29 protein-coding genes and 1 tRNA gene are annotated in these 26,762 nt (G+C 66.9%); 8 read left to right on the forward strand and 22 right to left on the reverse strand.

Annotated features, from left to right (window positions below; genetic code table 11):
• Positions 1-4: 4 nt before the first annotated feature.
• The 4 genes from QZ755_RS11840 to ndhC are packed head-to-tail and all read right to left on the reverse strand — an operon-like array spanning position 5 to position 3,016.
• A complete protein-coding gene (locus QZ755_RS11840) occupies positions 5-1,228 on the reverse strand; it encodes an NADH-quinone oxidoreductase subunit D (RefSeq protein ID WP_294323056.1) in 1,224 nt (407 codons plus the stop codon).
• Positions 1,228-2,085, reverse strand: a complete 858-nt coding sequence (locus QZ755_RS11845; RefSeq protein WP_294323058.1) for an NADH-quinone oxidoreductase subunit C — start codon at positions 2,083-2,085, stop codon at positions 1,228-1,230. Before QZ755_RS11845 ends, QZ755_RS11840 begins: the two co-directional genes overlap by 1 nt.
• Entirely contained in the window at positions 2,082-2,651 is a 570-nt protein-coding gene (locus QZ755_RS11850; RefSeq protein ID WP_294323059.1) for an NADH-quinone oxidoreductase subunit B, read from the reverse strand. Before QZ755_RS11850 ends, QZ755_RS11845 begins: the two co-directional genes overlap by 4 nt.
• Positions 2,642-3,016, reverse strand: a complete 375-nt coding sequence (ndhC, locus tag QZ755_RS11855) for an NADH-quinone oxidoreductase subunit A (RefSeq protein ID WP_242415369.1) — start codon at positions 3,014-3,016, stop codon at positions 2,642-2,644. Before ndhC ends, QZ755_RS11850 begins: the two co-directional genes overlap by 10 nt.
• Before the next feature lie 173 nt (positions 3,017-3,189).
• On the opposite strand from ndhC, the gene QZ755_RS11860 reads away from it, so the two are divergent.
• Positions 3,190-3,657, forward strand: coding sequence for a YbjN domain-containing protein (locus QZ755_RS11860; protein WP_294323064.1), 468 nt, complete (start codon positions 3,190-3,192; stop codon positions 3,655-3,657).
• Positions 3,658-3,698: 41 nt separating this feature from the next.
• Here QZ755_RS11860 and QZ755_RS11865 read toward each other — a convergent pair whose 3' ends face one another.
• The 12 genes from QZ755_RS11865 to tkt form a co-directional block, all read right to left on the reverse strand.
• Positions 3,699-4,514 (reverse strand): inositol monophosphatase family protein, encoded by an 816-nt coding sequence (locus QZ755_RS11865; RefSeq protein ID WP_294323065.1) that lies wholly within the window; start codon positions 4,512-4,514, stop codon positions 3,699-3,701.
• Between the two features lie 134 nt (positions 4,515-4,648).
• Complete coding sequence (efp, locus tag QZ755_RS11870) at positions 4,649-5,212, reverse strand: elongation factor P (protein ID WP_294323067.1); 564 nt, start codon at positions 5,210-5,212, stop codon at positions 4,649-4,651.
• Between the two features lie 38 nt (positions 5,213-5,250).
• Positions 5,251-5,844, reverse strand: a complete 594-nt coding sequence (locus QZ755_RS11875; protein WP_294323069.1) for a peptidoglycan DD-metalloendopeptidase family protein — start codon at positions 5,842-5,844, stop codon at positions 5,251-5,253.
• 13 nt (positions 5,845-5,857) lie between these two features.
• On the reverse strand, positions 5,858-6,850 hold the full coding sequence (locus tag QZ755_RS11880; protein WP_294323071.1) for a L,D-transpeptidase family protein: 993 nt from the start codon (positions 6,848-6,850) through the stop codon (positions 5,858-5,860).
• A 56-nt stretch (positions 6,851-6,906) separates the two neighbouring features.
• Positions 6,907-7,593 carry a thiamine phosphate synthase gene (gene thiE / locus QZ755_RS11885; protein WP_294323073.1) on the reverse strand — a complete coding sequence of 229 codons (687 nt, stop codon included), beginning with the start codon at positions 7,591-7,593 and terminating at the stop codon, positions 6,907-6,909.
• A gap of 316 nt (positions 7,594-7,909) precedes the next feature.
• A complete protein-coding gene (locus QZ755_RS11890; protein WP_294323075.1) occupies positions 7,910-8,815 on the reverse strand; it encodes a fructose bisphosphate aldolase in 906 nt (301 codons plus the stop codon).
• Positions 8,816-8,843: 28 nt separating this feature from the next.
• The gene (locus QZ755_RS11895; RefSeq protein WP_294323077.1) at positions 8,844-9,158 is read right to left on the reverse strand and encodes a type II toxin-antitoxin system PemK/MazF family toxin; all 315 of its coding nucleotides are present in this window, start codon (positions 9,156-9,158) and stop codon (positions 8,844-8,846) included.
• An 8-nt stretch (positions 9,159-9,166) separates the two neighbouring features.
• Complete coding sequence (locus tag QZ755_RS11900; RefSeq protein WP_055755878.1) at positions 9,167-9,403, reverse strand: ribbon-helix-helix protein, CopG family; 237 nt, start codon at positions 9,401-9,403, stop codon at positions 9,167-9,169.
• Between the two features lie 209 nt (positions 9,404-9,612).
• Positions 9,613-10,803, reverse strand: a complete 1,191-nt coding sequence (locus tag QZ755_RS11905) for a phosphoglycerate kinase (protein WP_294323079.1) — start codon at positions 10,801-10,803, stop codon at positions 9,613-9,615.
• Positions 10,804-10,866: 63 nt separating this feature from the next.
• The gene (locus QZ755_RS11910; protein ID WP_294323081.1) at positions 10,867-11,334 is read right to left on the reverse strand and encodes an MOSC domain-containing protein; all 468 of its coding nucleotides are present in this window, start codon (positions 11,332-11,334) and stop codon (positions 10,867-10,869) included.
• Positions 11,334-12,341 (reverse strand): type I glyceraldehyde-3-phosphate dehydrogenase, encoded by a 1,008-nt coding sequence (gene gap / locus QZ755_RS11915; protein ID WP_294323082.1) that lies wholly within the window; start codon positions 12,339-12,341, stop codon positions 11,334-11,336. The genes QZ755_RS11910 and gap overlap by 1 nt, the downstream gene beginning before the upstream one ends.
• Positions 12,342-12,353: 12 nt before the next feature.
• The gene (gene tkt / locus QZ755_RS11920) at positions 12,354-14,333 is read right to left on the reverse strand and encodes a transketolase (RefSeq protein ID WP_294323084.1); all 1,980 of its coding nucleotides are present in this window, start codon (positions 14,331-14,333) and stop codon (positions 12,354-12,356) included.
• 116 nt (positions 14,334-14,449) lie between these two features.
• On the opposite strand from tkt, the gene QZ755_RS11925 reads away from it, so the two are divergent.
• From QZ755_RS11925 to QZ755_RS11940, 4 genes are all read left to right on the forward strand, one after another.
• The gene (locus QZ755_RS11925) at positions 14,450-14,641 is read left to right on the forward strand and encodes a hypothetical protein (RefSeq protein WP_294323086.1); all 192 of its coding nucleotides are present in this window, start codon (positions 14,450-14,452) and stop codon (positions 14,639-14,641) included.
• On the forward strand, positions 14,641-14,943 hold the full coding sequence (locus QZ755_RS11930) for a cell division protein ZapA (protein WP_294323088.1): 303 nt from the start codon (positions 14,641-14,643) through the stop codon (positions 14,941-14,943). Before QZ755_RS11925 ends, QZ755_RS11930 begins: the two co-directional genes overlap by 1 nt.
• A 180-nt stretch (positions 14,944-15,123) precedes the next feature.
• Positions 15,124-15,669 carry a 5-formyltetrahydrofolate cyclo-ligase gene (locus tag QZ755_RS11935; protein WP_294323091.1) on the forward strand — a complete coding sequence of 182 codons (546 nt, stop codon included), beginning with the start codon at positions 15,124-15,126 and terminating at the stop codon, positions 15,667-15,669.
• Entirely contained in the window at positions 15,666-15,881 is a 216-nt protein-coding gene (locus tag QZ755_RS11940) for a DUF2842 domain-containing protein (protein ID WP_294323093.1), read from the forward strand. The genes QZ755_RS11935 and QZ755_RS11940 overlap by 4 nt, the downstream gene beginning before the upstream one ends.
• 18 nt (positions 15,882-15,899) lie before the next feature.
• Here the strand turns inward: QZ755_RS11940 and QZ755_RS11945 are convergent.
• From QZ755_RS11945 to QZ755_RS11965, 5 genes are all read right to left on the reverse strand, one after another.
• Positions 15,900-15,976: transfer RNA gene (locus QZ755_RS11945), tRNA-Asp, on the reverse strand.
• A gap of 97 nt (positions 15,977-16,073) precedes the next feature.
• Positions 16,074-17,399 (reverse strand): FAD-binding oxidoreductase, encoded by a 1,326-nt coding sequence (locus tag QZ755_RS11950; protein ID WP_294323095.1) that lies wholly within the window; start codon positions 17,397-17,399, stop codon positions 16,074-16,076.
• A gap of 29 nt (positions 17,400-17,428) precedes the next feature.
• Positions 17,429-18,871: an aldehyde dehydrogenase family protein gene (locus QZ755_RS11955; protein ID WP_294323097.1), complete on the reverse strand. Its 1,443-nt coding sequence runs from the start codon at positions 18,869-18,871 to the stop codon at positions 17,429-17,431.
• 106 nt (positions 18,872-18,977) lie between these two features.
• Positions 18,978-20,993 (reverse strand): PepSY domain-containing protein, encoded by a 2,016-nt coding sequence (locus QZ755_RS11960; protein WP_294323100.1) that lies wholly within the window; start codon positions 20,991-20,993, stop codon positions 18,978-18,980.
• A gap of 16 nt (positions 20,994-21,009) precedes the next feature.
• A complete protein-coding gene (locus QZ755_RS11965; protein ID WP_294323103.1) occupies positions 21,010-22,257 on the reverse strand; it encodes a carbohydrate porin in 1,248 nt (415 codons plus the stop codon).
• Positions 22,258-22,522: 265 nt separating this feature from the next.
• Between QZ755_RS11965 and QZ755_RS11970 the strand changes: the two genes are divergently transcribed.
• From QZ755_RS11970 to QZ755_RS11980, 3 genes are all read left to right on the forward strand, one after another.
• Entirely contained in the window at positions 22,523-23,689 is a 1,167-nt protein-coding gene (locus QZ755_RS11970; protein ID WP_294323105.1) for an amidohydrolase, read from the forward strand.
• A gap of 129 nt (positions 23,690-23,818) precedes the next feature.
• On the forward strand, positions 23,819-24,487 hold the full coding sequence (locus QZ755_RS11975; RefSeq protein WP_294323107.1) for a haloacid dehalogenase type II: 669 nt from the start codon (positions 23,819-23,821) through the stop codon (positions 24,485-24,487).
• Entirely contained in the window at positions 24,484-25,215 is a 732-nt protein-coding gene (locus QZ755_RS11980; protein WP_294323109.1) for a cupin domain-containing protein, read from the forward strand. Before QZ755_RS11975 ends, QZ755_RS11980 begins: the two co-directional genes overlap by 4 nt.
• Before the next feature lie 65 nt (positions 25,216-25,280).
• Here the strand turns inward: QZ755_RS11980 and QZ755_RS11985 are convergent, their stop codons facing one another.
• The gene (locus QZ755_RS11985; protein WP_294323111.1) at positions 25,281-26,480 is read right to left on the reverse strand and encodes a heparan-alpha-glucosaminide N-acetyltransferase domain-containing protein; all 1,200 of its coding nucleotides are present in this window, start codon (positions 26,478-26,480) and stop codon (positions 25,281-25,283) included.
• Between the last annotated feature and the right edge of the window lie 282 nt (positions 26,481-26,762).

Genomic DNA, 26,762 nt, shown 5'->3' on the forward strand with positions numbered 1-26,762 from the left:
CGGCTCACCGGTCGCACTCCCCGAACACGATGTCCATCGCACCCAGAATGGCGGTGATGTCGGCGAGCATATGGCCCTTCGACATGAAGTCCATCGCCTGCAGGTGGCTGAACGCGGTCGGGCGGATCTTCACCCGGTACGGCTTGTTGCTGCCGTCCGACACCATGTAGATGCCGAATTCGCCCTTGGGGCTTTCGGTGGCGACATAGACCTCGCCCGCCGGAACGTGGAAGCCCTCGGTATACAGCTTGAAGTGATGGATCAGCGCTTCCATCGACTGCTTCATCTCGCCACGCTTGGGCGGCACGACCTTGCGGTCCGACGACGCGATCGGCCCTTCGGGCATCTGCGCCAGGCACTGCTTCATGATGCGGGCCGACTGCCACACTTCCTCGACGCGGACCATGAACCGGTCGTAGCAGTCGCCCCGGGTGCCGACCGGCACGTCGAACTCGACCCGGTCATAGGCGTCGTAGGGCTGCGCCTTGCGGATGTCCCACGGGATGCCCGCGCCGCGGATCATCGGGCCGGAGAAGCCCCAGCGCACCGCGTCCTCGCGGCTGACGATCGCGATATCGACGTTACGCTGCTTGAAGATGCGGTTTTCGGCGACCAGGCTGATCGCGTCGCCGAACAGGCGCGGCAGGCGCGTGTCGAGCCATTCCGCAATGTCGGTCAGCAGCTTGAGCGGCACGTCCTGATGCACGCCGCCGGGACGCAGATAGTTGTGGTGCATCCGCGCGCCCGACATGCGCTCGAAAAAGCCCATGCAGTCTTCGCGGATTTCGAACATCCACAGGTTCGGCGTCATCGCGCCGACGTCCATCACGTGCGAACCGAGGTTCAGCATGTGATTGCAGATGCGCGTCAGCTCCGCGAAGAACACGCGCAGATATTGCGCGCGCAGCGGCACTTCGATGTTGAGCAGCTTTTCGACCGCCAGCACATAGCTGTGTTCCATACACAGCGGCGAGCAATAGTCGAGGCGGTCCATGTAAGGGAGCGCCTGCTGATAGGTCTTGTACTCGATCAGCTTTTCGGTGCCGCGATGGAGCAGGCCGACATGGGGGTCGATCCGCTCGATGATCTCGCCGTCCAGTTCGGTGACGAGCCGCAACACCCCGTGCGCCGCAGGGTGCTGCGGGCCGAAGTTGATCGTGTAGTTCTGGATTTCGACATCGCCCGGCGTCGGATTGGCGGTGTCGATCGGATGGTCGTAATCGGCCATTACTTGTCCTCCACCGGCGGCTTGCCCGCATCGGGCGACGGCACGTCGGGATCGACCGGCTTCGATTCAGTCTGGTTGCCCGGATGCGGCTTGCCCGCGCCGGTGTCCGCCGTGCTGTCGGTGGTCTTCGGCTTGTCGACCTGCGGTTCGGCGGCCTTTTCGTTCGCGTCCGCGCGCTTGACCTGATCGGCCGTGACCGGCGTCGGCGCGCCCGGCGCCGTTGCGACGGCAGGCTTGGGTTCGGCAGCCTTCTCGTCGCCCGGCAGCACGTATTCGGCGCCCTCCCACGGGCTCATGAAGTCGAACGTGCGGAAATCTTGCGCCAGCTTCACCGGCTCATAGACCACGCGCTTGGCTTCTTCCGAATAGCGCATCTCGACATAGCCGGTCAGCGGGAAGTCCTTGCGCAGCGGGTGGCCGCGGAAGCCGTAATCGGTCAGGATGCGGCGCAGGTCGGCATTGCCGGTGAACAGCACGCCGTACATGTCGTACACTTCGCGCTCGAGCCAGCCGGCGTTGTACCAGATGCCCGTCACCGACGGCACCGGCTGTTCCTCATCGGTCGTCACGCGCACGCGGATGCGATGGTTCCGGGTCATCGACAGCAGGTGATAGACGACGTCGAACCGCTCGGGCCGCTCGGGGTAGTCGACGCCGGCGATCTCCGCCAGCATTTCATACTTCAGGTCCGGCGTGTCGCGCAGCGTCTCCATCGCGATGACCAGCCGGTCACGATCGACGGTCAGCGAGACTTCGCCGACCTTGTCTTGCGCATGGAGCAGCATGTCGCCCAGCGCGGCGGTCGCCGCATCGATGATGCCATCGTTGGTGGCGTGGCGGGGTGCGGGCGCCCTCACCGTTCGATGCTCCCCGAACGACGGATCTTTCGCTGCAGCTGCATCACGCCGTAGAGCAGCGCCTCGGCGGTCGGCGGGCAACCGGGGACATAGATGTCGACCGGCACCACGCGGTCGCAGCCGCGCACGACGCTGTAACTATAATGATAATAGCCGCCGCCATTGGCGCAGCTGCCCATCGAGATGACGTATTTCGGTTCCGACATCTGATCGTACACGCGACGCAGCGCCGGGGCCATCTTGTTGCACAGCGTACCGGCGACGATCATCACGTCCGACTGGCGCGGGGAAGCACGCGGGGCGGCACCGAACCGCTCCATGTCGTAGCGCGGCATGTTCACGTGGATCATCTCCACCGCGCAGCAGGCGAGGCCGAAGGTCATCCACCACGGCGAACCGGTCCGCGCCCACTGGAACAGGTCCTCGGTCGAGGTGACCAGAAAACCCTTGTCGGTCAGTTCGCCGTTCAGGTCGTTGAAGAAACCCTGATCGGGCGCCTGCACCGGCACGCCGGCGGCGTTACCCGCGCCGAAACCGTGCGGCGGCGTGGTCAGTTCTACTCCCATTCGAGAGCTCCCATCTTCCAAGCATATACGAGGCCGAGCGCCAATTCGCCGATGAACACCATCATCGAGATCCACGCGGTCCAGCCGAGGTCGAACACCGTGACTGCCCAGGGATATAGGAACGCGGCTTCGAGATCGAAGAGGATGAACAGGATGGCGACCAGATAGAAACGGACGTCATACTGGCTGCGCGAGTCCTCGAACGCGGGGAAGCCGCATTCATACTCGGTCAGCTTTTCCGGCGTGGGCTTGTGCGCGCCGGTAAAACGCGATGCCACCATGGGCAACACGACGAAGGCCGTCGACAGCACCAGGGCAACGCCCAGGAACATCAGGATCGGCAGATATTGCGACAGGTCGACCAAGGTGGGGTCTCTCGCGGTTGCGGTATGAATGGAGCCGGCTTTAGGACGATGGCGTCGGGCCATCAAGGGCGGAACAGGGTGAGAATCACTCGCAATTCATCACCTCGTGGTCCTATACCGCCGTGCTATCGGAAGTCCGCCTGGATGGCGGCCGAAAAACAGGGGGAAACCGAGTGAACGCATGGGGAAGACTTGCCATTGCGCTGGCAGCGATGGCCGCCGGCGTACCGGCCGCAGCACAGACGGTTCAGGGCACCAAGCCCGATACGATCATGACCGCGCTACGCGACGCGGGGTATCGCGCCGTGCTGTCGAAGGACAATGTCGGCGATCCGGTCATCAAGAGCGGGGCGGCCGGCGTGGATTTCTCCGTGCTGTTCTACAACTGCACCGATCATAAGGACTGCAAGACGGTCCAATTCTATGCCGGGTTCGTCAAGAAGGGGCTGAGCCTCGACACGATGAACAAGTGGAACGCCGAACATCGGTTCGGCCGCGCCTATCTCGACGACGAGAAGGACCCGCGGATCGAGATGGACCTCGATCTCGACAAGGGCGGGATGTCGAGCGCGCTGTTCCAGGCGAATATCGCCACATGGGAATCACTGCTGGGCGATTTCCAGAAGGCGATCGATTTCTGATGGCAAGGCGGGTGGCGGCGTTGCGCCGCCACCCGACCGGATCAGCGCAGCGCGCCGGCGACCAGCTTGTGCAGGCGGGTCTGAATCTGTTCGTTGCTGGCCAGCACCTCACCCTTTTCATAGGCACGGTCGGCGCCGCGATAGTCGGTGACGAAGCCGCCGGCTTCCTTCACCAGCAACATGCCCGCCGCGATGTCCCACTTCTTCAGGCCCGATTCCCAGAAGCCGTCGAAGCGCCCCGCCGCGACATAGGCGAGGTCGAGCGCCGCCGAACCGAAGCGGCGGATGCCGGCGACTTCGGGCGCGACCGCGCCGAAGATGCGGGTCCATTCGGCGAAATTGCCATGGCCAAGGAACGGGATGCCGGTCGCGATCAGTGCTTCCGACAGGTCGCGACGCGACGACACGCGCAGCCGCTGTCCCTGCAACCACGCGCCCCGGCCCTTTTCGGCCCAGAAGCCTTCGTCGGTGATCGGATTATAGACCATCGCCGTCGTGATTTCGGGACGGCCGCCAACACCGTTCGGCTCCTCGACCGCGACCGAGATCGCGAAATGCGGAATGCCGTGCAGGAAGTTGGTGGTGCCATCCAGCGGATCGACGATCCAGCGCGGCTTGGTCGGATCGCCGGCGATCTCGCCGCCTTCCTCCAGCAACATGCCCCAGTCGGGACGCGCCTTGCGCAGTTCCTCAACCAGCGTTTCCTCGGCGCGCTTGTCGGCCATCGACACGAAGTCCGCCGGCCCCTTGCGGCTGACCTGGAGATGCTGGACCTCGCCGAAGTCGCGGCGCAGGCGCGGGCCGGTCTTGCGCACGGCGCGTTCGAGGACGGTGATGAGGCCGGACTGGGCGGACATTGTTCTGATTCCTGTTGGTTCTTTTACTTGGCAGCGCAGCGGGCAAAGCCCGCGTCGTCGGTCGCTACTACGCGCGCCGGCCGGGCTTGCAGCTCGGCGGAATAGCTTCCGCTATTCCGTCCGGCCGCTGCGCCTCAATCCGCCCGCCTTACATACGTCTGCTCATACACGTCCACAACGATGCGCGTGCCCGCAGCGATATGCGGCGGGACCATCACGCGGACACCGTTGTCGAGGACGGCGGGCTTGTAGGACGACGATGCCGTCTGCCCCTTCACCACCGCGTCGGCCTCGACGATCGTCGCTTCGATCGTGTCGGGCAGCTGGACGCTGATCGCTTCCTCATCATACATTTCCATGACGACGTCCATGCCGTCCTGCAGGAACGCGGCGGCGTCGCCCAGCAGGTCGCGGGCCAGCGTCACCTGGTCATAGGTGATCTTGTCCATGAACACGAGCGTGTCGCCTTCGGGATACAGGAACTGGAAGTCCTTGGTATCGAGGCGGATGCGCTCGACCGTCTCGGCCGAACGGAAACGGACATTGGTCTTGCGGCCGTCGCGCAAATTCTTCATTTCGACCTGCATATAGGCGCCGCCCTTGCCCGGCTGCGTATGCTGGATCTTCACCGCGCGCCAGATGCCGCCTTCATATTCGATGATGTTGCCGGGGCGAATGTCGACGCCGCTGATCTTCATGACGAACCATACCTGTTGGAAAGAGCGAAGCTGCGCCCTTACCGCTCCGCCCGTCCGCGGGCAAGCAGCGGATAGGGGTTGATCGCGCGGCCCCTGTACCACGGTTCACCCGGCTCCAGCCGCTCGATCCCGAAGTGCAGGTGGAAATTGCCCGCCCCGGCATTGCCGGTGTCGCCGACCGCACCGATCGGATCGCCGGCCCGCACCGCCGCCCCTTCGCGCAGGGTCGGGGCATAGGCGGCGAGGTGCGCGTAATAATAGGACAGCCGCCGGTCGGGTGAGCGGACATAAGCCGTCACCCCCCCGCCGCCATTGCTGTAGAACAGCTTTTCGACCGTGCCGGATGCGGCGGCGACGACGGGCGCACCCGCCGGGGCCATGATGTCGACCCCGGTATGATGCCGCTCGCCCCCGGCCCGCACCTCGCCATAGCTGTCGCGGATGGTCGACCACCCGACGCCGCGTACCGGCAGCACGAGTTGGCCGGAGGGCGGTCGCTCGGCCAATCGGGTCGGGGCATCGGCAAAGGCGCGCATCGGCGGTGCGGACGATCCGCCGAAATCGACCAGCAACGCCACCAACCCGCCCACCAGCACGAAGACCGCGAGAAACGCCCAGCCGATGCGGTTCACCCCCTGGCCTCCCTTATGGCTGGAAGATCGCCGGGGTGCCGGGCTTGACCATCAACGACAAGCGGGCGGCGTCCCAGTTGGTCAGGCGGATGCAGCCGTTGCTCTCCGTCTTGCCGATATTCTCCGGTTCGGGCGTGCCGTGGATGCCGTAATGCTCCTTCGACAGGTCGATCCAGACCACACCGACGGGATTGTTCGGGCCGGGTGGCACGATCTCCTTGCTGTCCGACTTGTCGGCATGACGCAGGATAGCAGGGTTGTACTGCCAGTCGGGATTGGCGGCGACGCCCTGAATCTTCCACTCGCCGATCGGCAGCGGGTCGTGCGACGATCCCATGGTCGCGGGGAACTGGGCGAGGATCTTGTCACCCTTGTACGCGCGCAACCAGCCTTCCGACTTGTCGACCACCACGCGGTCGGCCTGCGGCTGGTTCGCATCGACGTTGAGGTTGGCGAGCGTCTGGCGATAGTCGCCCGACCAGCTGTCGGCATAGCTGCGCGACGAGGGCAGGACGTTGGGGAAAACCACGCGCGTGCCGGGGCGCAGCATCGTCTCGCGGCTATTGAGCGCGACCAGCGTGGCGGGGGTCGTATGGAACATCTCCGCCAGCTTTTCCAGCGGCGAGCGATAGCCGATCGTCGTCAGCTTCGCCTGTTCGGCATAGTCCTTGGGGATCGGGTTGGTGTACGGCCCGGCCAGCGCGCGTTCGGACAGGGTCAGCGTGACCGTCGCGGGACGCATGTTCGGGTTCAGCGCGCGGGTGGTGGCAGCATCCAGTTTCCCGGTCGCCGGCAGTCCCTGCGCCGTCTGGAACCCGCGCAAGGCGCGCTTGAACAGCGCGCTGTCCTTGCCGTCGATCACCCCGGTCGTGAAGCCGTGGCGGTCGAGCAGCACCTGCGCGTGCAGGATCGTCTGGTCGATCGCCGGGGCCTGCGGTGTCGGGGCGGGCGCCTGCGCCACCGCGACACCGCTCGCCAGAATTGCTGCCAAGGCCAACCGCTTCATACACCATCCCCAACATCGTTGAGGATGGATAACGACCGGACGCGGCGGCGGTTTCCCTATTTACCCAGCACGTCCGCAAAGGCGCGGATCGCCGCCGCTTCCTCACCATTCCATACCGCGCCCGACACGGCGAGGAAGTCGGCACCGGCCGCGACGAGCGGAGCGGCATTTTCCGGCGTGATCCCGCCGATCGCGACACAGGGCAGTTCGAATACCGTCGACCACCACGACAGCAGCACTGGGTCGGCGACGTGGGACACCGGCTTGGTGGTCGTCGGATAAAAGGCGCCGAAGGCGACGTAATCGGCCCCCGCCTCACCCGCTTCCATCGCGAGGTGGCGGCTGTCGTGGACCGTCACGCCGATCTGGACATTCGGCCCCAGCACGTCGCGGGCCTCGCGCGGATCGCCATCATCCTGACCCAGATGCACGCCATCGGCGCCGAGCCGCTTGGTCAGGCTGATGCTGTCGTTGACGATGAAGGCGACGTCGTGGTCGGCGCAAATCTTCTGAAGCGGTTCGGCCAGCCGCGCGGCGGCGTGCTGATCGATGTCCTTCACCCGGAACTGGAACGCGGCGACCGGCCCGGCATCGAGCGCGCGGACAAGGCGGTCAGGAAAGGTGCCGGTCACGTCGAGCGGCGAGACGAGGTAGAGCTGGCACGGCGGCCGGCGCATGTCGCGGACGAACTGCGCCGCGAAATCGGGGGACAACGGGCCGAGCGGGTCTTCATTCAGGGTCATGAACCTTCCCTGCCCCAGTGTGGCGGCGGGTGGAAGGGTTTCGCGGGTCCAAAGTTCACTAAGTTCACACTCACCGCGTTTTCGCGCGTGCTGTTGCGAGTGAGTTGCATCTCGATCCCGCACCCCCGTTTGCGTTATCCCCCACGCAGGCGGGGATTTATATGCGCAACTATAGCAAATCCGTCGCCGACGTCAGTGGCAATGGATTCCCGCCTTCGCGGGAATGACGATCGGGCAGAGCGACAATATCAAAGGGCACCGGGCGCGCGAACGCCCGGTGCCCGTTTTGCCACGGCCCGAAGGCTGTAGGAAAGCGTTACGCCGCGACCAGCGCCTTCTGGGTCGAGGCGCAATGGATTTCGTCGATCGCCTCGCCCAGCGCCTGGTCGAACTCGACATCGGTCATTGGCTGGCGCAGGTCGGAGAGCAGCGCGCGGCTGAAGCTGGCGATGATGCCGGGGTTCTTCGCCAGCTCGGCGCAGGCTTCGGTGCGGCCGAACCCGCCCGACAGCGCCACGACGCGCAGCACGCGCGGATGGTCGACCAGCGGCTGGAACAGGCCGGGCTTGGCTGGCAGCGACAGCTTCAACATCACGCGGTCGTCGCCGGACATTGCATCAAGTGCCTTCAGCGTCTCGTCGAGGAGGATCTGGTCGGCCTCGGCCCGCTCCGTGCTCTTGATGTTCACTTCCGGTTCGATGATCGGCATCAGGCCGGCAGCGATGACCTGCTGCGCAACCTCGAACTGCTGCGCGACGATCGCCGCGATGCCGGCGCGGTTGGCGAGGTTGACGACCGAACGCTCCTTCGTCCCGAAGATGCCGAGCTTTGCGGCACGGGCGAGCAGCGTGTCGAGGCCGGGCATCGGCTTCATCAGCTGCACACCGTTCGCCTCGTCCTCCAGCCCCTTGTCGATCTTCAGGAACGGCACCACGCCCTTGTCGGCCAGCGCCTGCGGCACGGGCTTGCCGCCCGCCTGCCCGTCCATGGTGCGTTCGAACAGGATCGCGCCGATCACCTTGTCCCCGGTAAAGGCGTCGGAGGTGATGATGCGCGCGCGCATGTCGTGGATCAGGCCGAACATCTCTTCATCGGTGGTCCACGCACCTTCGTCGACGCCATAGCCCTTCAGCGCCTTTGGCGTCGAACCGCCGCTCTGGTCGAGCGCGGCGATGAACCCGTGTCCGTCGGCAATCTTTGCAGTCATGTCGGCGATGTTCATGGTCGACCCCTTGGTTTCGAAAATTGCGTCAGAGCGCCAGCCAGCGCCGGAGCGCCTGGTCCACCTGCTCCATCGATGTGGCATCCGCCTGTCCCAGCACCCGCACGATGCGGCTGCGGCGCAGCGTCTTGATCTTGTCGACCTGCGCCTCGCTCTCGACCGATATGCCGGTCGTGTCGGACGCGGGGAACGGCACGCGGAACAAGGTCTCGCCGCCGGTCAGGCTGGTCATGGGAACGAGCGTCACCGAGGCGTGCGCTTCGTTGAACAGGTCGGACTGCACCACCAGAAAGGGGCGGCGCTTCACCGCGAGGTCGCCCGGCCCTTCGACCAGGACGATCATGCCGCGCCTTATCTCCACCGGCCGTCCTCCGCTTCGACGCGATCGAAGAATGCCCAGTCGGCACCGTCGTCGCGCGCGGCGGCACGTTCGGACTGTCGGCGGGCTTCGGCGCGAAAGGCTTCGTCGTGCAGCTCGACATAGCGGCGCACGGCATCGCGGGCGATGTCGCTCTTCGAACGCCCCTGCGACCGGGCGACATTGGCGAGCCGCTCCTCCAATTCGGTGTCGAGTCGTACCCCTAGCAACGCCCTACCCTTCGTTTAACGTGTTGAACGGGTAGTCGCGGTTGGGGTTCGGATCAAGTCTGTTCTTGGATTCCGAACCTCAAAATACACCGTACCCCGGCGGAGGCCGGGGTCCAGTCGGGAGAACGTCGCCGGTGAAACGCGATCGTTCCGTAACTGGACCCCGGCCTTCGCCGGGGTACGAGCTTCCTGAAATCGTCTTGTGGCGCTTAGCGGATCAGCGCGGCGACGCCGGGCAGTTCCTTGCCTTCCATCCATTCGAGGAACGCCCCGCCGGCGGTCGAGATGAAGCTGAAATGGTCGCTCACCCCCGCCTGATTGAGCGCCGCGACGGTATCGCCGCCACCCGCGACCGACACCAGCGATCCATCGGCGGTCAGCGCCGCGGCCGTCTTAGCCAGCGAGACGGTCGCGACGTCGAACGGCGGGGTTTCGAACGCACCCATCGGCCCGTTCCACACCAGGGTCCGGCAGTTCTTCAGCACGTCGCCCAGCGCCTCGGTCGCGGCGGGGCCGACGTCGAGGATCATTTCGTCGGCAGCGACTTCATGGACGTTGACGGTGCGGGTCGCGGGGTTCGGCTTGAACTCTGTGGCGACCACCACGTCGTACGGCAGGTGGATGGTGCAGCCGGCCTTGTCCGCCGCATCGAAGATGTCGTCGGCGGTGCCGGTCAGGTCATGCTCGCACAGCGACTTGCCGACATCGACTCCGCGTGCCGCCAGAAAGGTATTGGCCATGCCGCCGCCGATGATAAGGTGATCGACCTGGCCGACCAGATGCTTCAGCACGTCGAGCTTGGACGACACCTTCGCCCCGCCGACGACCGCCGCGACCGGGTGCTGGGGGTTGCCCAGCGCCTTGTCCAGCGCGTCGAGTTCGGCCTCCATCTGGCGCCCGGCAAAGGCGGGAAGCTTGTGCGCCAGCCCTTCGGTCGAGGCATGGGCGCGGTGCGCGGCGGAGAAGGCGTCGTTGACGTACAGGTCGCCAAGCGCGGCCATGGTTTCAACGAGTTGCGGGTCGTTCTTTTCCTCGCCCGCGAAGAAACGGGTATTTTCCAGCACGGCGATGTCGCCCGGCTGCATGGTACGGACCGCTTCGGCGGCACCGGTCCAGTCGACGAAGCGGACTTCGCGGCCCAGCACATCGGACAGGGGCTTGGTGACTGGGGCCAGCGACATGGTGGGGTTCGGCTGCCCCTTCGGACGGCCGAAATGGGCGAGGATCAGGACGATCGCACCGCGATCGGCCAGTTCGGTGACGGTGCCGATCGTCGCGCGCAGGCGGGTATCGTCGGTGACGGCGCCATCGGCCATCGGTACGTTCAGGTCCTCGCGGACCAGCACGCGCTTGCCGGTGAGGTCGCCCATGTCGTCGAGCGTCTTGAAATTACGGCTCATGTCTTCGCTCCCAAATGCCGTTCGGTTCGAGCAGCATCGAGAACGCTTCCCGAAGCCGCGACCCTAACGGGGTTGTTCAATATCGATCGTATCGCCGACGCTGATCCGGCCGCCCTCGATCACCTGGGCCAGCGCGCCGCCGCGCCAGTCGGGGGTGAGTGCGGCGCGCAAGCCCTCGGCGATCGTCTCCATGCGGCTGCACGGATCGCATTCCTTGGTGATTTCGAGCAGCACCTCGCCGATGCGCAGGCGGACGCCCAACGTCTGCGGCAGGTCGAAATCCTCGACCAGCAGGTTCGCGCGGCGTTCCCACCATGGCAGTTCGTGGCCGATCAGCGTCATCGCCTGTGCCCAGTCGCCGACTTCCATCAGCGACACCTGCCGCTTGTTGCGGCCGGGTTTCAGCGCGCCGCGAAAGTCGCCATCGATGCCGGTCTCGACGGTGACGCGCACCGTCTGCACCAGTTCGATCGGCCCGCGCGAAAAGGCGTGGCGGGCGATGCCCTTCAGGATACCACCCGCCATCGGCATTACCCCAGCTTCGCCATCGCGGTCGCGGTGTCGACCATGCGGTTCGAGAAGCCCCATTCGTTATCGTACCACGACACGACGCGGACGAGCTTGCCGTCCAGCACGGCGGTTTCGAGGCTGTCGACGGTCGACGATGCGGGCGTGTGCACGATGTCGATCGAGACGAGCGGCTCATCCGAGAAGTAGAGCACGCCCTTCAGCGGACCCGATTCCGACGCGGCCTTCAGGATCGCATTCACCTCGTCCTTCGTCGTGTCGCGCTTCGGGGTGAAGGTCAGGTCGACCAGGCTGCCGTCCGGCACGGGCACGCGGACCGCCGAACCGTCGAGACGGCCCTTCAGTTCGGGCAACACTTCACCGACCGCGCGGGCGGCACCGGTGGTGGTCGGGATCATCGACATGGCGGCGGCACGGGCGCGGCGCAGATCGGGGTGGATCTGGTCGAGGATATTCTGATCGTTGGTATAGGCGTGGATCGTGGTCATCAGGCCGCGTTCGATGCCGATGGCGTCGTTCAGCACCTTGGCGACCGGGGCCAGGCAGTTGGTCGTGCAAGAGGCGTTCGACACGATGGTGTGCCCGGCTTCGAGCTTGTCGTGGTTGACGCCATAGACGACGGTCAGGTCGACATTCTTGCCCGGTGCCGAGATCAGCACGCGCTTGGCGCCCGCATCGATATGCTTCTGGCAGCTGGTGCGATCGGTGAAGAAGCCGGTGCATTCCAACACCAGTTCGACGCCCAGTTCCTTGTGCGGCAGGTTGGCCGGATCACGCTCGGCGGTGACGCGGATGCGCTTGCCGTCGATGACCAGATCGTCGCCTTCAGCGGCGACGTCGCCCGGATATTTCCCATGGACCGAATCGCGGCTGAACAGCCATGCGTTCGACTTCGCGTCGGCGAGGTCGTTGATCGTGACCAGCTCGAGGCCGCTATCGGGCCGTTCGAGGATCGCGCGCGCCACCAGACGGCCGATGCGCCCGAACCCGTTGATCGCTACTTTCGTCATATCCGCGTCTCCTCAGTTGCCAAGCCGCGCCAGCACCTTTGCGGTGATGGCATCGGCGGTCAGTCCGAAATATTCGTAGAGCTTGTCGGCCGGAGCCGATGCGCCGAAGCGGTCGATGCCGAAGCGCAGGCCGTCGACCATGGTGTAGCGTTCCCAGCCGATGGTCGTGCCCGCCTCGATCGAAACACGCAGGATGTCGTCCGGGCGAGCGTGGGGCAGCACGTCTTCGCGATAGGCGGCGTCCTGCGCATCGAAGCGCGACCAGCATGGCATCGATACGACATCGGCGCCGATGCCGTTCGCTTCGAGCTGCTGCGCGACGCCGATGGCGATCTCGACCTCCGAACCGGTCGCGATCAGGATGACGCGGCGGTCGGCTTCGGCGGCCTTCAGGCGGTACGCGCCACGGGCCGAGCGGTTCTCACCGGCTTCGGTGCGCAGCTGCGGCAGGTTCTGGCGCGACAAGGCGAGCAGCGACGGGCCATCGCGACGCTGTACCGCCAGCTCCCAGCACTCCGCCGTCTCGACCGCATCGGCGGGTCGATAGACGTCGAGGCCCGGAATGATGCGCAGGCTCATCACATGTTCGATCGGCTGGTGGGTCGGGCCGTCCTCACCCAGACCGATCGAGTCGTGGGTCATGACATAGACGACGCCGGCATTCTGCAACGCCGACAGGCGGATGGCGGGCCGGGCATAGTCGGCGAACACGAGGAAGGTGCCGCCATAGGCCAGCACGCCGCCGTGCAGCGCCATGCCGTTCATCGCCGCCGACATGCCGAATTCGCGGATGCCGTAATGGATGTAGCGACCCGAATAATCCTCGGCCGTCAGCGCGACCTGCGCCTTGGTCTGGGTATTGTTCGACGGCGTGAGGTCGGCCGAGCCGCCGATGGTTTCGGGCAGCGAGGCGTTGATCGCTTCGAGCGCCAGCGACGATGCGACGCGGGTCGCGATCTTCTTCGGCTCGGCGATCAGGCTGTCGATATGGCTTTTCAGCGACCAGCCTTTGGGAAGCTGGTTCGCCATGCGGCGTTCGAACTCGACGCGGTCGGCATGGGCCGACAGGCGGCTGTTCCAGTCGGCATGGACCGAGCTGCCGCGTGCGCCGATTTCCTTCCACGCGTCGGTCAGGGCCTCGGGCAGGTGGAAGGCTTCGTGTTCCCACAGCAGGGCGGCGCGGGTGGCGAGGATTTCCTCGGCACCCAGCGGCGATCCATGGACCTTGTGGCTGCCGCCCTTGTTCGGGGCGCCCTTGCCGATGACGGTACGGCAGCAGACCAGCGACGGGCGCGGATCGGCGGCGGCTTCGGTGAGTGCACGTTCGATGTCGGCGAAGTCGTGACCATCGCACGCGACGACGTGCCAGCCCGTCGCGGCATAGCGGGCCGACACGTCCTCGCTGGTCGACAGGTCGGTCGACCCGTCGATGGTGATGCGGTTGTCGTCCCACAGGACGTTCAGGCGGCCGAGCTTCAGATGCCCGGCAAGGCCGATCGCTTCGTGGTTGATGCCTTCCATCAGGCATCCGTCGCCGGCGATCACCCAGGTGCGGTGATCGACCAGATCATCCCCGAACACCGTGTTCAGATGACGCTCCGCCGTCGCCATGCCGACCGCCATGGCAAGACCCTGCCCCAGCGGACCGGTGGTGCATTCGATGCCGGGCAGTTCGAAATTTTCCGGATGGCCGGCGCAGGGGCTGCCGAGCTTGCGGAAATTCGCAATGTCCTGAATGGTCGGCTGCGCATAGCCGGTCAGATGGAGGAGCGAATAGATCAGCATCGATCCATGGCCCGCCGACAGAACGAAGCGGTCGCGGTCGGCCCAGTGCGGATCGGCCGGATCGAACTTCAGGAATTTGGACCAGAGGACGGTCGCGACATCGGCCATGCCCATCGGCATACCGGGATGCCCGGAATTGGCGGCCTCCACCGCGTCCATCGACAAAACGCGGATGGCGTTGGCGAGTTCGAGCTGGGATATGGTCACGCGCACTCCTGTTGGGCGCTACTGGGGTCGCGCGAGCCTTTGGAACCGTCGCGCCGTTCAGTCAACCGCCAAACCGGAAGGTTGTTTAACATGTATAGCAAGGATCGATTTATCCGATGAGCGACGACCCCCGAGCCGCCACGATCGATCGCATCGAACAGGCGCTGGCGCGGATCGAGCGCGCCGCGCAGGTCAACACGCAAACGACTCGTGCGCTGGCGTCGCGCCACGCCGCGCTGCGCGCCCGGATCGGCGATGCGATCGGCGCGCTGGACGCGGTTATCGCGCGCGAAGCGGACGCCGACTGATGGGACAGATCACGCTGACCATCGCCGGGCGCAGCCATCAGGTCGGATGCCGCGATGGGGAGGAACCGAAATTGCGCGCGCTGGGCGCGATGCTGGAACGCCACGCCCCCGCCGTGCAGCACGCATCGGGCGGATCGTCGGAGCGTACCCTGCTCTACATTGCGCTGATCCTGGCCGACCAATTGTCGGAGCGCGAAGCCCCGGCGGCGGTGGCGGACGGGACCGCCGACCTGCTCGACCGGATCGCCGAACGGTTGGAAGCGGTCGCATCCGCCCTTGAGGAGCCGCTGCCGGACGCCTAGATAGGGGTCGGCGGGACTGCCCGGTGCGAGCCATGCATAATCCCTGAGGCTATTTCTTCATCCATGGGGGTTGTCCCTGCGCAGATCCTGGTCTGACGTACATGATCCCCACCTGACGTACCGTGCGTCAGTGGATAACGCGGCAAACGGCCCATGGTGGTTCCGCCACACCCCATTCCCATGACCGACAAGCGTGTCCTTCGCGCCGAACTGCGCGCCCGGCGACGGGCATTCGTTGCGGACGAGCCGACGCCCCCTGCCCCGCCGCCGCTGTTCCTCGCCGCGCTGCGACCCGGCGTGATCGTCGCCAGCTACATCCCGATCGGCGGCGAGGCCGATCCGGCGCGGTTCGATGCGGCGGCGCGGGCGGCGGGCGCGCGGCTGGCATGGCCGGTCGTCATCGATCGCGAATCGCCGATCAGCTTTCATATCGATGCCGCGATGCGCGACGGGCCGTTCGGCCTGCGCCAGCCGACCGCCGATTCGCCCGCGGTCGTGCCGGACATCATCCTGACGCCGCTGGTCGGGTTCGATGCGGCTGGCAACCGGCTGGGCCAGGGGGCAGGCCATTACGACCGGGCGTTCGCGTGCTGGCCGGGCGCGCTGCGAATCGGTATCGCGTGGTCGGTGCAGCAGGTCGATGCCCTGCCGTGCGATCCGTGGGACGTACCGCTGCACGCGATCGTCACCGAAACCGACCTGTTCCTGACCGGAGAATGCCCATGAACGAGCCGACATGGCGCAAACCCGCCGGGGTCCTGGCGATCCTTGCCATGCTGACAATATGGGCGGTCGCCGTCGCGATGCTGTCGCCGGTCGTCGGCGGCTGGCACTGGCTGTTGCAGCTGGTATTCTACGTCGCGGCGGGCGTCGCATGGCTGTGGGTGCTGCCGATGCGGCGAATGCTGTTCTGGATGGAAACGGGCCGCTGGCGGTAGCGCCGATCCGGTAAGGGATGGCGCGAGTGACGGGGCTCGAACCCGCGACCTCCGGCGTGACAGGCCGGCGCTCTAACCAACTGAGCTACACCCGCTCTCTAGCGAGGAGGTGGCGTCTAGGGGAGCGAATCGCCGGTGTAAAGCGGGTATTTTGCTGTCGATGCGAAAAGCGCCCGCCGGCGCCGGTGCCGATCAGAAATCGGCGACCTTGCCCCAGGCGGATTCGCGGAATCGGTCGGGATGATAGGGCTTCGGATCGACGATCGGTTCGACACCGGTCAGCATGTCGGCCAGCAAATGGCCGACGCCCGGCCCGATGCCGAAGCCGTGCCCGCTGAACCCCGATGCGATGACGAAGCCGGGGATCGTCTCCACCTCGCCAATGCCGGGTACGCCATCGGGCGTGCTGTCGACATAGCCCGCCCAACGCGCGGTGACCGGGCGCCCCTTCAATGCGGGCATCAACGCTACGGCGCGTTCGTGCGTCATCCGGATCGCCGCCGGATCGGGATCGGGATCGAGGATGCGGGTCCTTTCCATCGGCGTCGGACGGTCGAGCCGCCATTTGCCAAGCGTCTCATGGCCCGCACGCGCGCCCTGCACCCCGCCGGGACGCAGCTTGCGCCAGCGCCGCAGGAACATGGGGATGAACTGGGGCGAGAAGCGCAGCAGCTGCGGCGTCGGATCGACCCGGCCGAACCCGCTGATCGCCAGCGTATAGCTGCCATCGACGCGGCGGGTGGCCGAAACCTCGCTGGTGTGGAGTGCCGGCGGCAGGTCACCGTCGCCGGGACCGACCGACAGCGCCGCCTGCCGGATCGTCGCCTGCGGAAAGCGGATGCCATATTGGTGGCAGAAGGACGATGCCCATGCGCCTGCGCTCAGGATCGCGGTGCGGGTGCGGATGGTGCCGCGTTCGGTGACGACCGCCGACAGCCGCCCGCCGCTGGTCTCCAGTCCGCGTACCGCGCAATCCTGCACCACCGCCGCGCCCAGCCGCTGGGCGGCGCGGGCGGCGGCGGGTGCGGCGCGCGACGGGTCGGCGGTGCCGTCGGTCGGCGACCACACCCCGCCCTTCCACGCACCGTCGATGCCGTTGCTGCGCTCGGCGGTCTGCGCGGCGGTCAGCATATGCGTTTCGACATCGACGCTGCGCGCGAACTGGCCCCAGCGTGCCCAGGTCGCGATCTCGGCCTCGTCGCGGCTGAGATAGAGGAGGCCGCAACGGCGAAAGCCCGCATCCTCGCCGGTTTCCGCCTGAAACTGTTCCCACAGGTCGAGCGACTTCGTGGCCATCGGCAGTTCGCGTGCGTCGCGGTTCTGCTGGCGGCACCAGCCCCAGTTGCGGCTGGACTGTTCAGCGCCGATCCGCCCCTTTTCCAGCAGCACGACCGACAGGCCGCGCCTGGCGAGATAATAGGTGGCGAAGGCGCCGATGATGCCGCCGCCGATGACGACGACGTCCGCTTCCGCCGGAAGGACGGGCGTGGATTCGACAGGGGTGAGCGGTACGCGCATCGAAAGACTCCTGCGACAGGCGGCGCGGCTCAATAGCCGAGCATCGCCTTCGTCTCCAAAAATTCGTCGAGGCCGTGGACGCCATATTCGCGGCCATTGCCCGACTGGCGATAGCCGCCGAACGGGGCGTGCGCGGTCCAGGGGGGATAGTTGATATGCACCTGCCCCGCGCGAATCCGCCGCGCGACGGCGCGGGCGCGGTCATGATCGGCCGACTGGACATGGGCGCCCAGGCCATAGACCGTATCGTTGGCGATGCGCACCGCATCCTCGACATCGTCATAGGGCTGGATGCACAGCACGGGGCCGAAGATTTCCTCCTGCGCGATCCGCATCCGTCGACTGACGTCGGAAAAGATCGTCGGGCGCACGAAATAGCCGCGGTTCAGCCCGTTCGGACGGCCGGGACCGCCGCAGACCAGCCGCGCCCCTTCCGCCATGCCGGCCGCGATCATCGCCTGCACCCGGTCATGCTGGGCGCGGTTGGCAATCGGACCCATCGCAGTCGTGGGATCGGCGGGATCGCCGACGACGATCGCCTCGGCCGCCGCCCTTGCCAGTGCCTCCACCTGCGCCAGACGCGTGGCGGGCACGATCATGCGGGTCGGCGCGCTGCACGACTGGCCGACATTGCGCATCGCCGACAGCACGCCCTTCCCCACCGCCGTGTCGAAATCGGCATCGTCGAGGAAGACGTTGGGCGATTTGCCGCCCAGTTCCTGCACGACACGCTTGATGGTCGGCGCCGCCCCTTGCGCGACCAGCATCCCGGCACGTGTCGATCCGGTGATCGACACCATGTCGACATCGCGATGCGACGACAGCGCGGCACCGACGACCTCGCCCGTGCCGTTCACCAGGTTGAAGACGCCGGGCGGCGTGCCGGCATCGGCCATCACCTCGGCAAACAGCAGCGCGCTGAACGGCGACAGCTCGCTGGGTTTCAGGACGACGGTACAGCCGGCGGCAAGCGCCGGGGCGACCTTTGCCGTGATCTGGTACAGCGGCCAGTTCCACGGCGTAATGAGCGCGGCGACGCCGATCGGTTCGCGGGCGATGGTGAACCCGGCCTCTTCGCGCAGGAAGCGGTAGCTGCCCAGCACTTCGATCTGGGCGCGGACATGGGCGATACCGGCGGGAACCTGCGACGCGCGGGCAAAGGCGATCGCCGAGCCCATTTCGGCGGAGATCGCCTGCGCAAAGGTTTCGGCGCGCTCCTCCAGCAGGTCGACGATCCGCTGGAGCAGCGCGATGCGATCCGCGACCGATGTTTCCGAAAACGAAGCGAAGGCGCGCCGCGCGGCAGCGACCGCCAGGTCGACATCGGCCGCGTCGCCCATCGCGATCGCGCCGATCGCGCCCTCGCTGGCCGGATCGACCACGGTACAGCGCGGTGCGATGCTGCGGTCGACCCAGCGGCCGTCGATGTAGAAGCTGGTGGCGTGGGCGCTGCCCGGAACGTCGATGACCATGGCCGACAGCTTAGCGCCGCAAGACAAGGGGATCGTGCCAAAAACAGCGGCGTAGGGGTATCTTTGTGCCGCACGGCAGATGCTGCCGCGTGCGACATGCCACGCCCTACAGGTCGAGCGTCAGGTCGCTGCCACCCGCGCGCGATACGCAGGCGGTCATCCAGCGGCCCGATCGACGATCGGCGGGGGACAGGATCGCGTCGCGATGCTCGATCGCGCCGTCGACCACGCCGACCAGACACGCGCCGCACACCCCCATGCCGCACGACCGGTCGAGCCGCACCCCGGCATCGGCCAGCGCATCGAGCAGCGACCGGTCGGCAGGGACCGATACCCGCCGGCCAGAGCGAGCCAGCGTCGCGACGAAGGGGCGCGGCGGCGCGGCATCCTGTGCCGACACGCCAAAGGCTTCGCGGTGCAACGTGCCCTCGCGCCAGCCGGCGGCGCGGGCGGCATCGAACAGGCTGTCCATGAACGCGGCCGGGCCGCAACTGTAGAGATGGCGTCCGCGCGCCGCGCCGGCGACGATCGCGGCCATCCGCGCGGCCTGTTCGCCGCGGGACAGCGCGATGTGCAGTGTGGCGGCATCGCCCAGTTCGGCGGCGATGACGTTGCGAAACGGCATCGATTCGAGCGCACGCCCGAAATAGTGCAGCTCGAACGCGACCCCTTCCGCGCGGAAATGGCGGGCCATGGCGAGGATCGGGGTGATGCCAATGCCGGCGGCGACCAGCACTGCGTGGCGTGTGCCGCGCACGACCGGAAAGTGGTTGGCGGGCGGCGTGACCAGCAGTTCGGCCCCGGCGACCAGCGCGTGCATCGCCAGCGAACCGCCGCGCCCTGCCGGATCGGCCCGCACCGCGATCCGGTAATCCGCACGCTCGCCCGGCGCATTGGTCAGCGAATACTGCCGCAACAGCGTATCCGACAGCCGCACCGCGACATGCGCGCCGGGTGTGGCGACGGCGATCGGGCCGGGATCGACCGGCACCAGCCGGAACGCCTTCACCCCGTCGCATTCGTCGACGACCTCTGCGATCCGCATCCGGACGAAGCGGGGCGACGACACCGGATGGCGTGCCAGCCAGCTACGCAGCCCGCTGACCGCCAGATAGACGATGCTGGCCATCGTCAGCAGCGTCGCGACCAGCCCGGCGGTCCCGCCGACCTTCCCCTGATGCACCGCATAGCCCCAATAATAGAGGCGGGCCCCGGCGGGGGTGTCGGCATAGCGGCGATGCAGCAGGATGCGACCATCGCCGGGATCGGCAAAGAAATATTGCCGCCCCTCCGGATTGCGCGCGGCGGGATCGTGCAGGTTGATCTCGATCGCCGCCGTCGGCGCCTTGGGCGCGCGGATCATCGCCTGCGCGGGAACATAGCCCAGCCGTGACAGCACACCGCGCCAGGCCTTGGCATAAGCGACCGGACCCGATTGCACGGGCACGACCGGCTTGACCGCCGCCACGCTCCCGGTCGCACGATACAGCAGGTCGGCGACGGCGGGAAAGGCCAGCGTCATCCCCGCCAGCGCGATCGGCAGCGCCAGCGGCAGGACCGCCGCGCCGACCAGCCCGTGACGCGCACGCCGCCGGGTCCGCCCCCTGGGCAGACGCCCCGGCCGCAACGCCGATCCCCATGCCCCCCGCCGACGCGGCCACCACAGCCACAAACCGGTCAGCGCCAGCAGCGACAGCGCAGTCGCGGCGATCCCGGCCACAGCCTTGCCGAGTTCGATTCCGAGGAAGATCAGGCGGTGGAGATATTCAGCGATCCCGTCCCACTCGGCATAGCGCGATCGAACGTCCCGCAGCCGGCCCGAGCAGGGATCGACATCGACCTGCACCGCATCGACGAAGCGGATCGACAGCGGCTCGACCGGATCGGCGCGCAGCCACAGCGTATCGAACGCAACGCCGGGATGCCGTGCCGATGCCAGCGCGACGGCGTGCGCCAGCGCTTCGGGTGTGGCGCAATGTCGCGACACAGCAGGATGGGTGGCCGACGCCGGATCGTGGCGCAGCGCCATCATCGCACCGGTGGCGGCCATATAGGCGGCCAGCATCCCGACGGTGAGGCCGACCCAGCGGTGGCCGCTCTGCAAGGCGCGCCGAACGATCATGTCCGGCGCCGCGCCGTCATTCGGCGATCGATGCGGTCAGCCGCAGCCCCAGCACCACGGCGTTGCCGACCCTGGGGTTCAGGCCCGGCGCGATCACATACTGGACATGCGGCTGCACCCCCAGCCAGTCGGTCAGCGCCAGCCGGTGGTTCAGTTCGATCACCCCCTCCCCGCGCGGCGCGATGCCATATTCGGCGCGGACCAGCGCCCGCATCGCGCTGCTGCCGCCGGCATAGGCGATGGCGATCCCGGTATCGTCTTCCGGCCGACCGGGTATCCATCCGTGCCCAACCACGCCGATCGACGAAAATCCGCCGAACATGTTCACCCGGTCGTCGGCGGTGCCCAACCGGAAGAAGCCGCGCAGCCCCCGCGCACGGTCGCCGCTTAGCTGCGCCTCGCCACGGACGTACAGGCCCTGATTATGAGCCCGCCGAACGACGACCGCCGCGCTGCCCGCATCGAACCGGTCGTCGCTGCGCGCGGAATAATGCCATCCGCCCGCCAGCAGGCGCACGACCCCCAACTCGACATCGGCCTCCCCGATCAGCAGCGCCCCGTCGCGGCCGGCCAGTCCGACCCACATCCGGCGTGGATGGCCCGGATCGTTGGGCACGCCATCGGCGGCGGCGGCGCGCAGCGTCACCCGGTCGCCGAGCTTCACCTGCCCACGTACCGCCAGCCCCGTGCTGGGAAAGGTCGACGGACCGCCGGCGCCCGACGCGCCCAGTTCGGTCCCCATGCCGAACGCGCTGTTGACGAACAGCAACGACGTCTGCAGCGCGTCGAATTCGCTGTTCACATCGTACAGGCCGGTCTTTACCGACCAGCGATCATCGGCGCCGTGATGTTCGGCCCATGCCTCCAGCACCCGGAACAGCGGCACGCCCGCTTCGATGCTCGACACGATCTGTCCATCGCCGATCAGATCACCGCTGAAGCTCGCACCGTTGTTATAGAAGCCATGGACCAGGATGGTGGTGCGCGGCGCCACGCCCAGCGCGTCGAGGTCGGCCGTCGCGATCGCGCTGACATTGTTGATCCAGCGCGTGCCCCGCCGCTTGCCCCCCGACACTGACGACAGCAGATCGCCGGTATAGGCGAGTTGCAGGACCAGCGGGTCGCGCGCCTCCACCTCCGGCAGTTCGACATTGCCCGGCGCGCGTTCGACACTGGGCGCGGCGACCTGCGCGCTGGCAGAGGCGGTGCCGACCACCGACAGCGCCAGTGCCGCCCTGACCGCCCTGCCCCACTCCAGCCGCATATCCCCGTCCAACCCGCCTGCGCGACGCCACGTAGCCGCGGCGATCGATCCTGTTCCGATGCAATATTGCGCGATGGGCGCAGCGATTTTCGCCGTAGGTTGCGGGCTTTCGCACGCTTCCTGCCGTTTGCGGCGCCATGACCGCGGCACAAGATGCCGTCCAGCGCGCAGATCGGCCATCGACCTGTCGCCGGCGGCCCGGCCAGCGGGGTTGACCATGGCTTCGCACCGGGGACATGCTGCACCCCTTGCCGTGGGGATTGCCATGTATCACCGTTTTGCCGACATCATCGACGCCGTGACCGCGATCCGGCACGACATCCATGCCCATCCCGAACTGGCCTTTGCCGAACACCGCACCGCCGCGCTGGTCACCGAACAGCTGGCCGCTGCCGGGTTGCGGGTCACGACGGGGATTGGCGGGACCGGGGTCGTCGGCACGCTGACCCATGGCCGGCCGGGCGCGACGCTGGGCCTGCGCGCCGACATGGACGCGCTGCCGTTTCAGGAACAGGGCGCGCCTGACTATGCCAGCACGACGCCCGGCGTGTTCCACGGTTGCGGCCATGACGGACATACCGCGATCCTGATCGGTGCCGCGCGGCATCTGGCGTCGCTGCCGCCGTTCGACGGCACGATCCACTTCATCTTCCAGCCGGCCGAAGAGGGGCAGGCCGGCGCGCGCGAGATGATCCGCGACGGCCTGTTCGACCGCTTTCCGTGCGATTACGTCTTTGCCCTGCACAACTGGCCCGACCTGCCGGCGGGCGAGTTGCAGACCCGGCCCGGCCCGATCATGGCGGCGGCGGACAAGTTCGAGATCGCGATCCATGGCAAGGGCGGTCATGCCGCGCAGCCGCACACCACCCCCGACGCGGTACTTGCCGCCGCGCAGCTGGTGACACAGCTCAACACCATCGTCGCCCGCCGCGTGCCGCCGACCCGTTCCGCCGTGCTGTCGGTCACGCAGATCGCGGGCGGACAGACGCACAACGTCATCCCCGCCGACGTACGGCTGGTCGGTACCGTCCGCACCTTCGACCCGCAGGTACAGGATATCGTCGAGGCGGCGGTGCGATCGATGGCGGAGGGGATCGGCATCGCCACCGACACGCGGGTCGAGGTGACCTATACCCGCTATTACCCCGCAACGATCAACGACCCGCAAGCGGCGGCGATCGCGCTGGCGGCGGCGGCCGATGCCGGGTTGCCCCATGCGGAGGCACCCGACCCGGCGTTCACGTCCGAAGACTTCTCGTTCATGCTGCAGGCGTGTCCGGGGGCCTATGTCTGGCTGGGGCAGGCGCGCGCGGGGGCGGAGAATGCGGCGCTGCATCACCCGCGCTACGACTTCAACGATGCGATCATCGGTCCGGGCATTGCATGGATCACGGCGCTGGCCGGGCGTGTGGTCGGCGTACCCCAAGCATAATATGCCGCACCCCCTGCCGAGCCATGCCGCGCAATCGGCAGGATATTGCTTGGGCACCGGGGAAACGACGACGCAGCACGCCATGCCGCCGGTATCGTCACGGCCATACCTCTAGTCAGGAGTGAGGAAATGGCCGGTCTTCGTCCGAAATATATCAGCTTCGATTGCTATGGCACGCTCATCAACTTCGAAATGGCCCCGGTCGCGCGCACGCTCTATGCCGACCGGGTTGCGGCCGAAGCAATGGACCGCTTTACCGCCGATTTCTCCGCCTATCGCCTTGATGAAGTGCTGGGCGCGTGGAAACCGTATCGCGACGTCGTGGAGGGCGCGCTGCGCCGGACCTGCGCGAAGAACGGCGTCGAGTATCGCGACAGCGACACCGCCACGGTCTATGCCGCCGTTCCGACGTGGCGGCCCCATGCCGATGTCGTCGAACCGCTGAAGCGCGTCGCGGCCGAATATCCGCTGGTCATCCTGTCCAATTCGATGGTCGACCTGATCCCGCACAGCGTCGAGAAGCTGGAGGCGCCGTTCCACGCGGTCTACACCGCGGAGGAAGCACAGGCGTACAAGCCGCGGATGCAGGCGTTCGAATATATGCTCGACCAGCTGGGCTGCAATCCGGAGGACATGCTGCACGTGTCGTCCAGCTTCCGCTACGACCAGATGACGGCGTACGACATGGGCATAAAGATGAAGGCGTTCGTCGATCGCGGGCACGAGCCGGTGAACCCCTATTACGAAGTGAACGTGATCCCGAGCATCGCCGGGCTGCCGGGACTGGTCGGCCTGTGAGCGTCGTTGCCGAGGCGCGCGCGGCGGTGCTGCCGCAAGACTGTATCGACCTGCGCGCGTTCGTCGCCGATGCCGAAGCCGGCGTGGTAGCGAGCGAAACCGGCGATGCGTGGGTTTCCACGCGCCGCATGGCGACGCCGCCGGGCGGACCGGTGTCGATCGGCGCGCTGGCCCTGTCGGGTGAGGGCCATGTCGACGCGCTGCCGGGGGACGAGTTCGTCTTCGTCGTCGACGGCACGCTGACCATCGGCGACCTGACGCTGGGCCGCGACGAGAGCGCGATGCTGCCCGGCGGGATCGGTTTCGACTGGCGGGCGGCGGCGGGGACGCAGGTCGTCGTCATGCGCTGCACCGGGGGGACGCCGGGGGCATCGGCGCCGGTCGCGATCGACCTGTCGCCGACGCGTGTGCCGTCGAACCCACCGGCCGCCGAGCTGCTGCTGTCGGACGCGCCGCAATGCCACAACCACACCGATTACAAGTCGGCGAGCGGGGAGTTTTCCGCCGGCACCTGGGCATCGACGCCCTATCACCGGCGCAACAACCTGTACCCGCATTGCGAGCTTATGCACCTGATGGAAGGGTCGGTGACGTTCGAGGATGCGGCCGGCACCGCCCACCGGTTCGAGGCAGGCGACCTGTTCGTCGTGCTGCGCGGCGCACGGTGTTCGTGGCTGTCGGAAGAGGATGTGGTGAAGGTCTGGGCGATCTATCGCCCCGTCGAATAGCCGCGTGAAAAGGGCCGCCCGGCCGGGGGAATTTCCCCGGCCGGGCGGCCCTTTTCACGTCCGGCTTACAGATATTTGAGCCACCAGATATCCTTGCGCCGCTGCTTCAGCCCGGCGAACCAGCGCGTCGGGAAGAACAGCACTACCAGCAGCCCGGCATACCACGCCCAGATCCAGCCGAGATTGCCGAGCGCGAAGACCGTGCCATGCGTCGGGCCCCAGATGGCGAAGGCGATCAGGTACAGCACGCGCAGCACATAGAGGTGGAGCAGATAGTAGAACATCGGTGCCCCGCCGAACGTCGCCAGCGGCGGGATCAGCCGCGACGACTGAAACCGTTCGAAGACTGCGAGCAGCAGCGCGCCGATCCCGACCGTCGGCATCAGGAACAACAGCGACGCCGGATATTTGGTGAGCGCGAGGAAGCTGATCGTCGTGCGCAGCGGCGTGCCGGCATCGTACCACGGCCGGTCGCCATAGACGTTCGTCCAGCGCAGGACGACGAACCCGACGATCAGCCCGACGCCCAGCAGCACCAGCCGCCGCTGCCGCACCGCCGGATCGGTGCCTTTCGCAAACCACGGGCCGATGCCATAGCCGAGCAGGATCAGCCCGATCCATGGCAGGACCGGATAGGTCGTCTTCCACGTGATGCCGAGGAATTCGAACGCGGCGCGCTGGTGCAGCATCGCCCACGGCACGAAGAAGCGGTCGCCGGGCGCCAGCACGATCCCGTCGAGCAGATTGTGCCCGCACACGATTGCCAGCCCCAGCGCGACGATCACCGTGCGCGAGAAATGCACCGCCCCCGCCAGGCAGATCATGCTGACGCCGATCGCCCAGATCACCTGCAACCACAAGGTCTGCGGCGGGAACTTCGCCGACCATGCGAACGACACGAAGCTGATTTCGAGGAACAGCAGGAACGCACCCCGCCGCAACAGGAAGTCGGAGACTTCCGCCCGCGAATGCTTCTGGCCATAGAGATACGCCGACAGCCCGGTCAGCGCGACGAACACTGGCGCGCAGATCGTGCTGAGCAACCGGGTGAAGAACAGCGCCGGCATCACCGTGCGCGCATCGACCGGATCGCCGACCTGCAAGTGCAGGAAGAACGTCTCGCGCACATGGTCGAGCAGCATGATGACCATCACGAAGCCGCGCAACGCGTCGATCGACTGCAACCGCGTCGTCGCCACCGCGCGCGGAATCGCCGCCGGTCCGCCGCGCGCTCGCGCATCGCCGTCAAAGGCCGCCGTCGCCATAATCGCCTCCCATCGCCACCAGTCCCGATACTGCCATAGTCCGCCCGTCGCGTAACACTATATCACTGTTTTTCGGGTGTCGCGCGGTCGAAGCGGTCGTAGCGGCGGTGCTTTACCGTCGATCCTGCCGTGCCCCGGCGCGCGGTGGATCGGCGGCGGCGGCGCGTGCAGCAGATTATTGCGAAACCGGCGCAAGATCGAACGCTTCCCCTGCCAATTGGTGCGATACATCGTGCCGCTGCCCCGCATCGGGCGGTAATCCTGCACCATGACGCCGGCGGT

Source organism: uncultured Sphingomonas sp. (assembly GCF_913776855.1).
In the GTDB taxonomy this organism is placed as follows: Bacteria; Pseudomonadota; Alphaproteobacteria; order Sphingomonadales; family Sphingomonadaceae; genus Sphingomonas.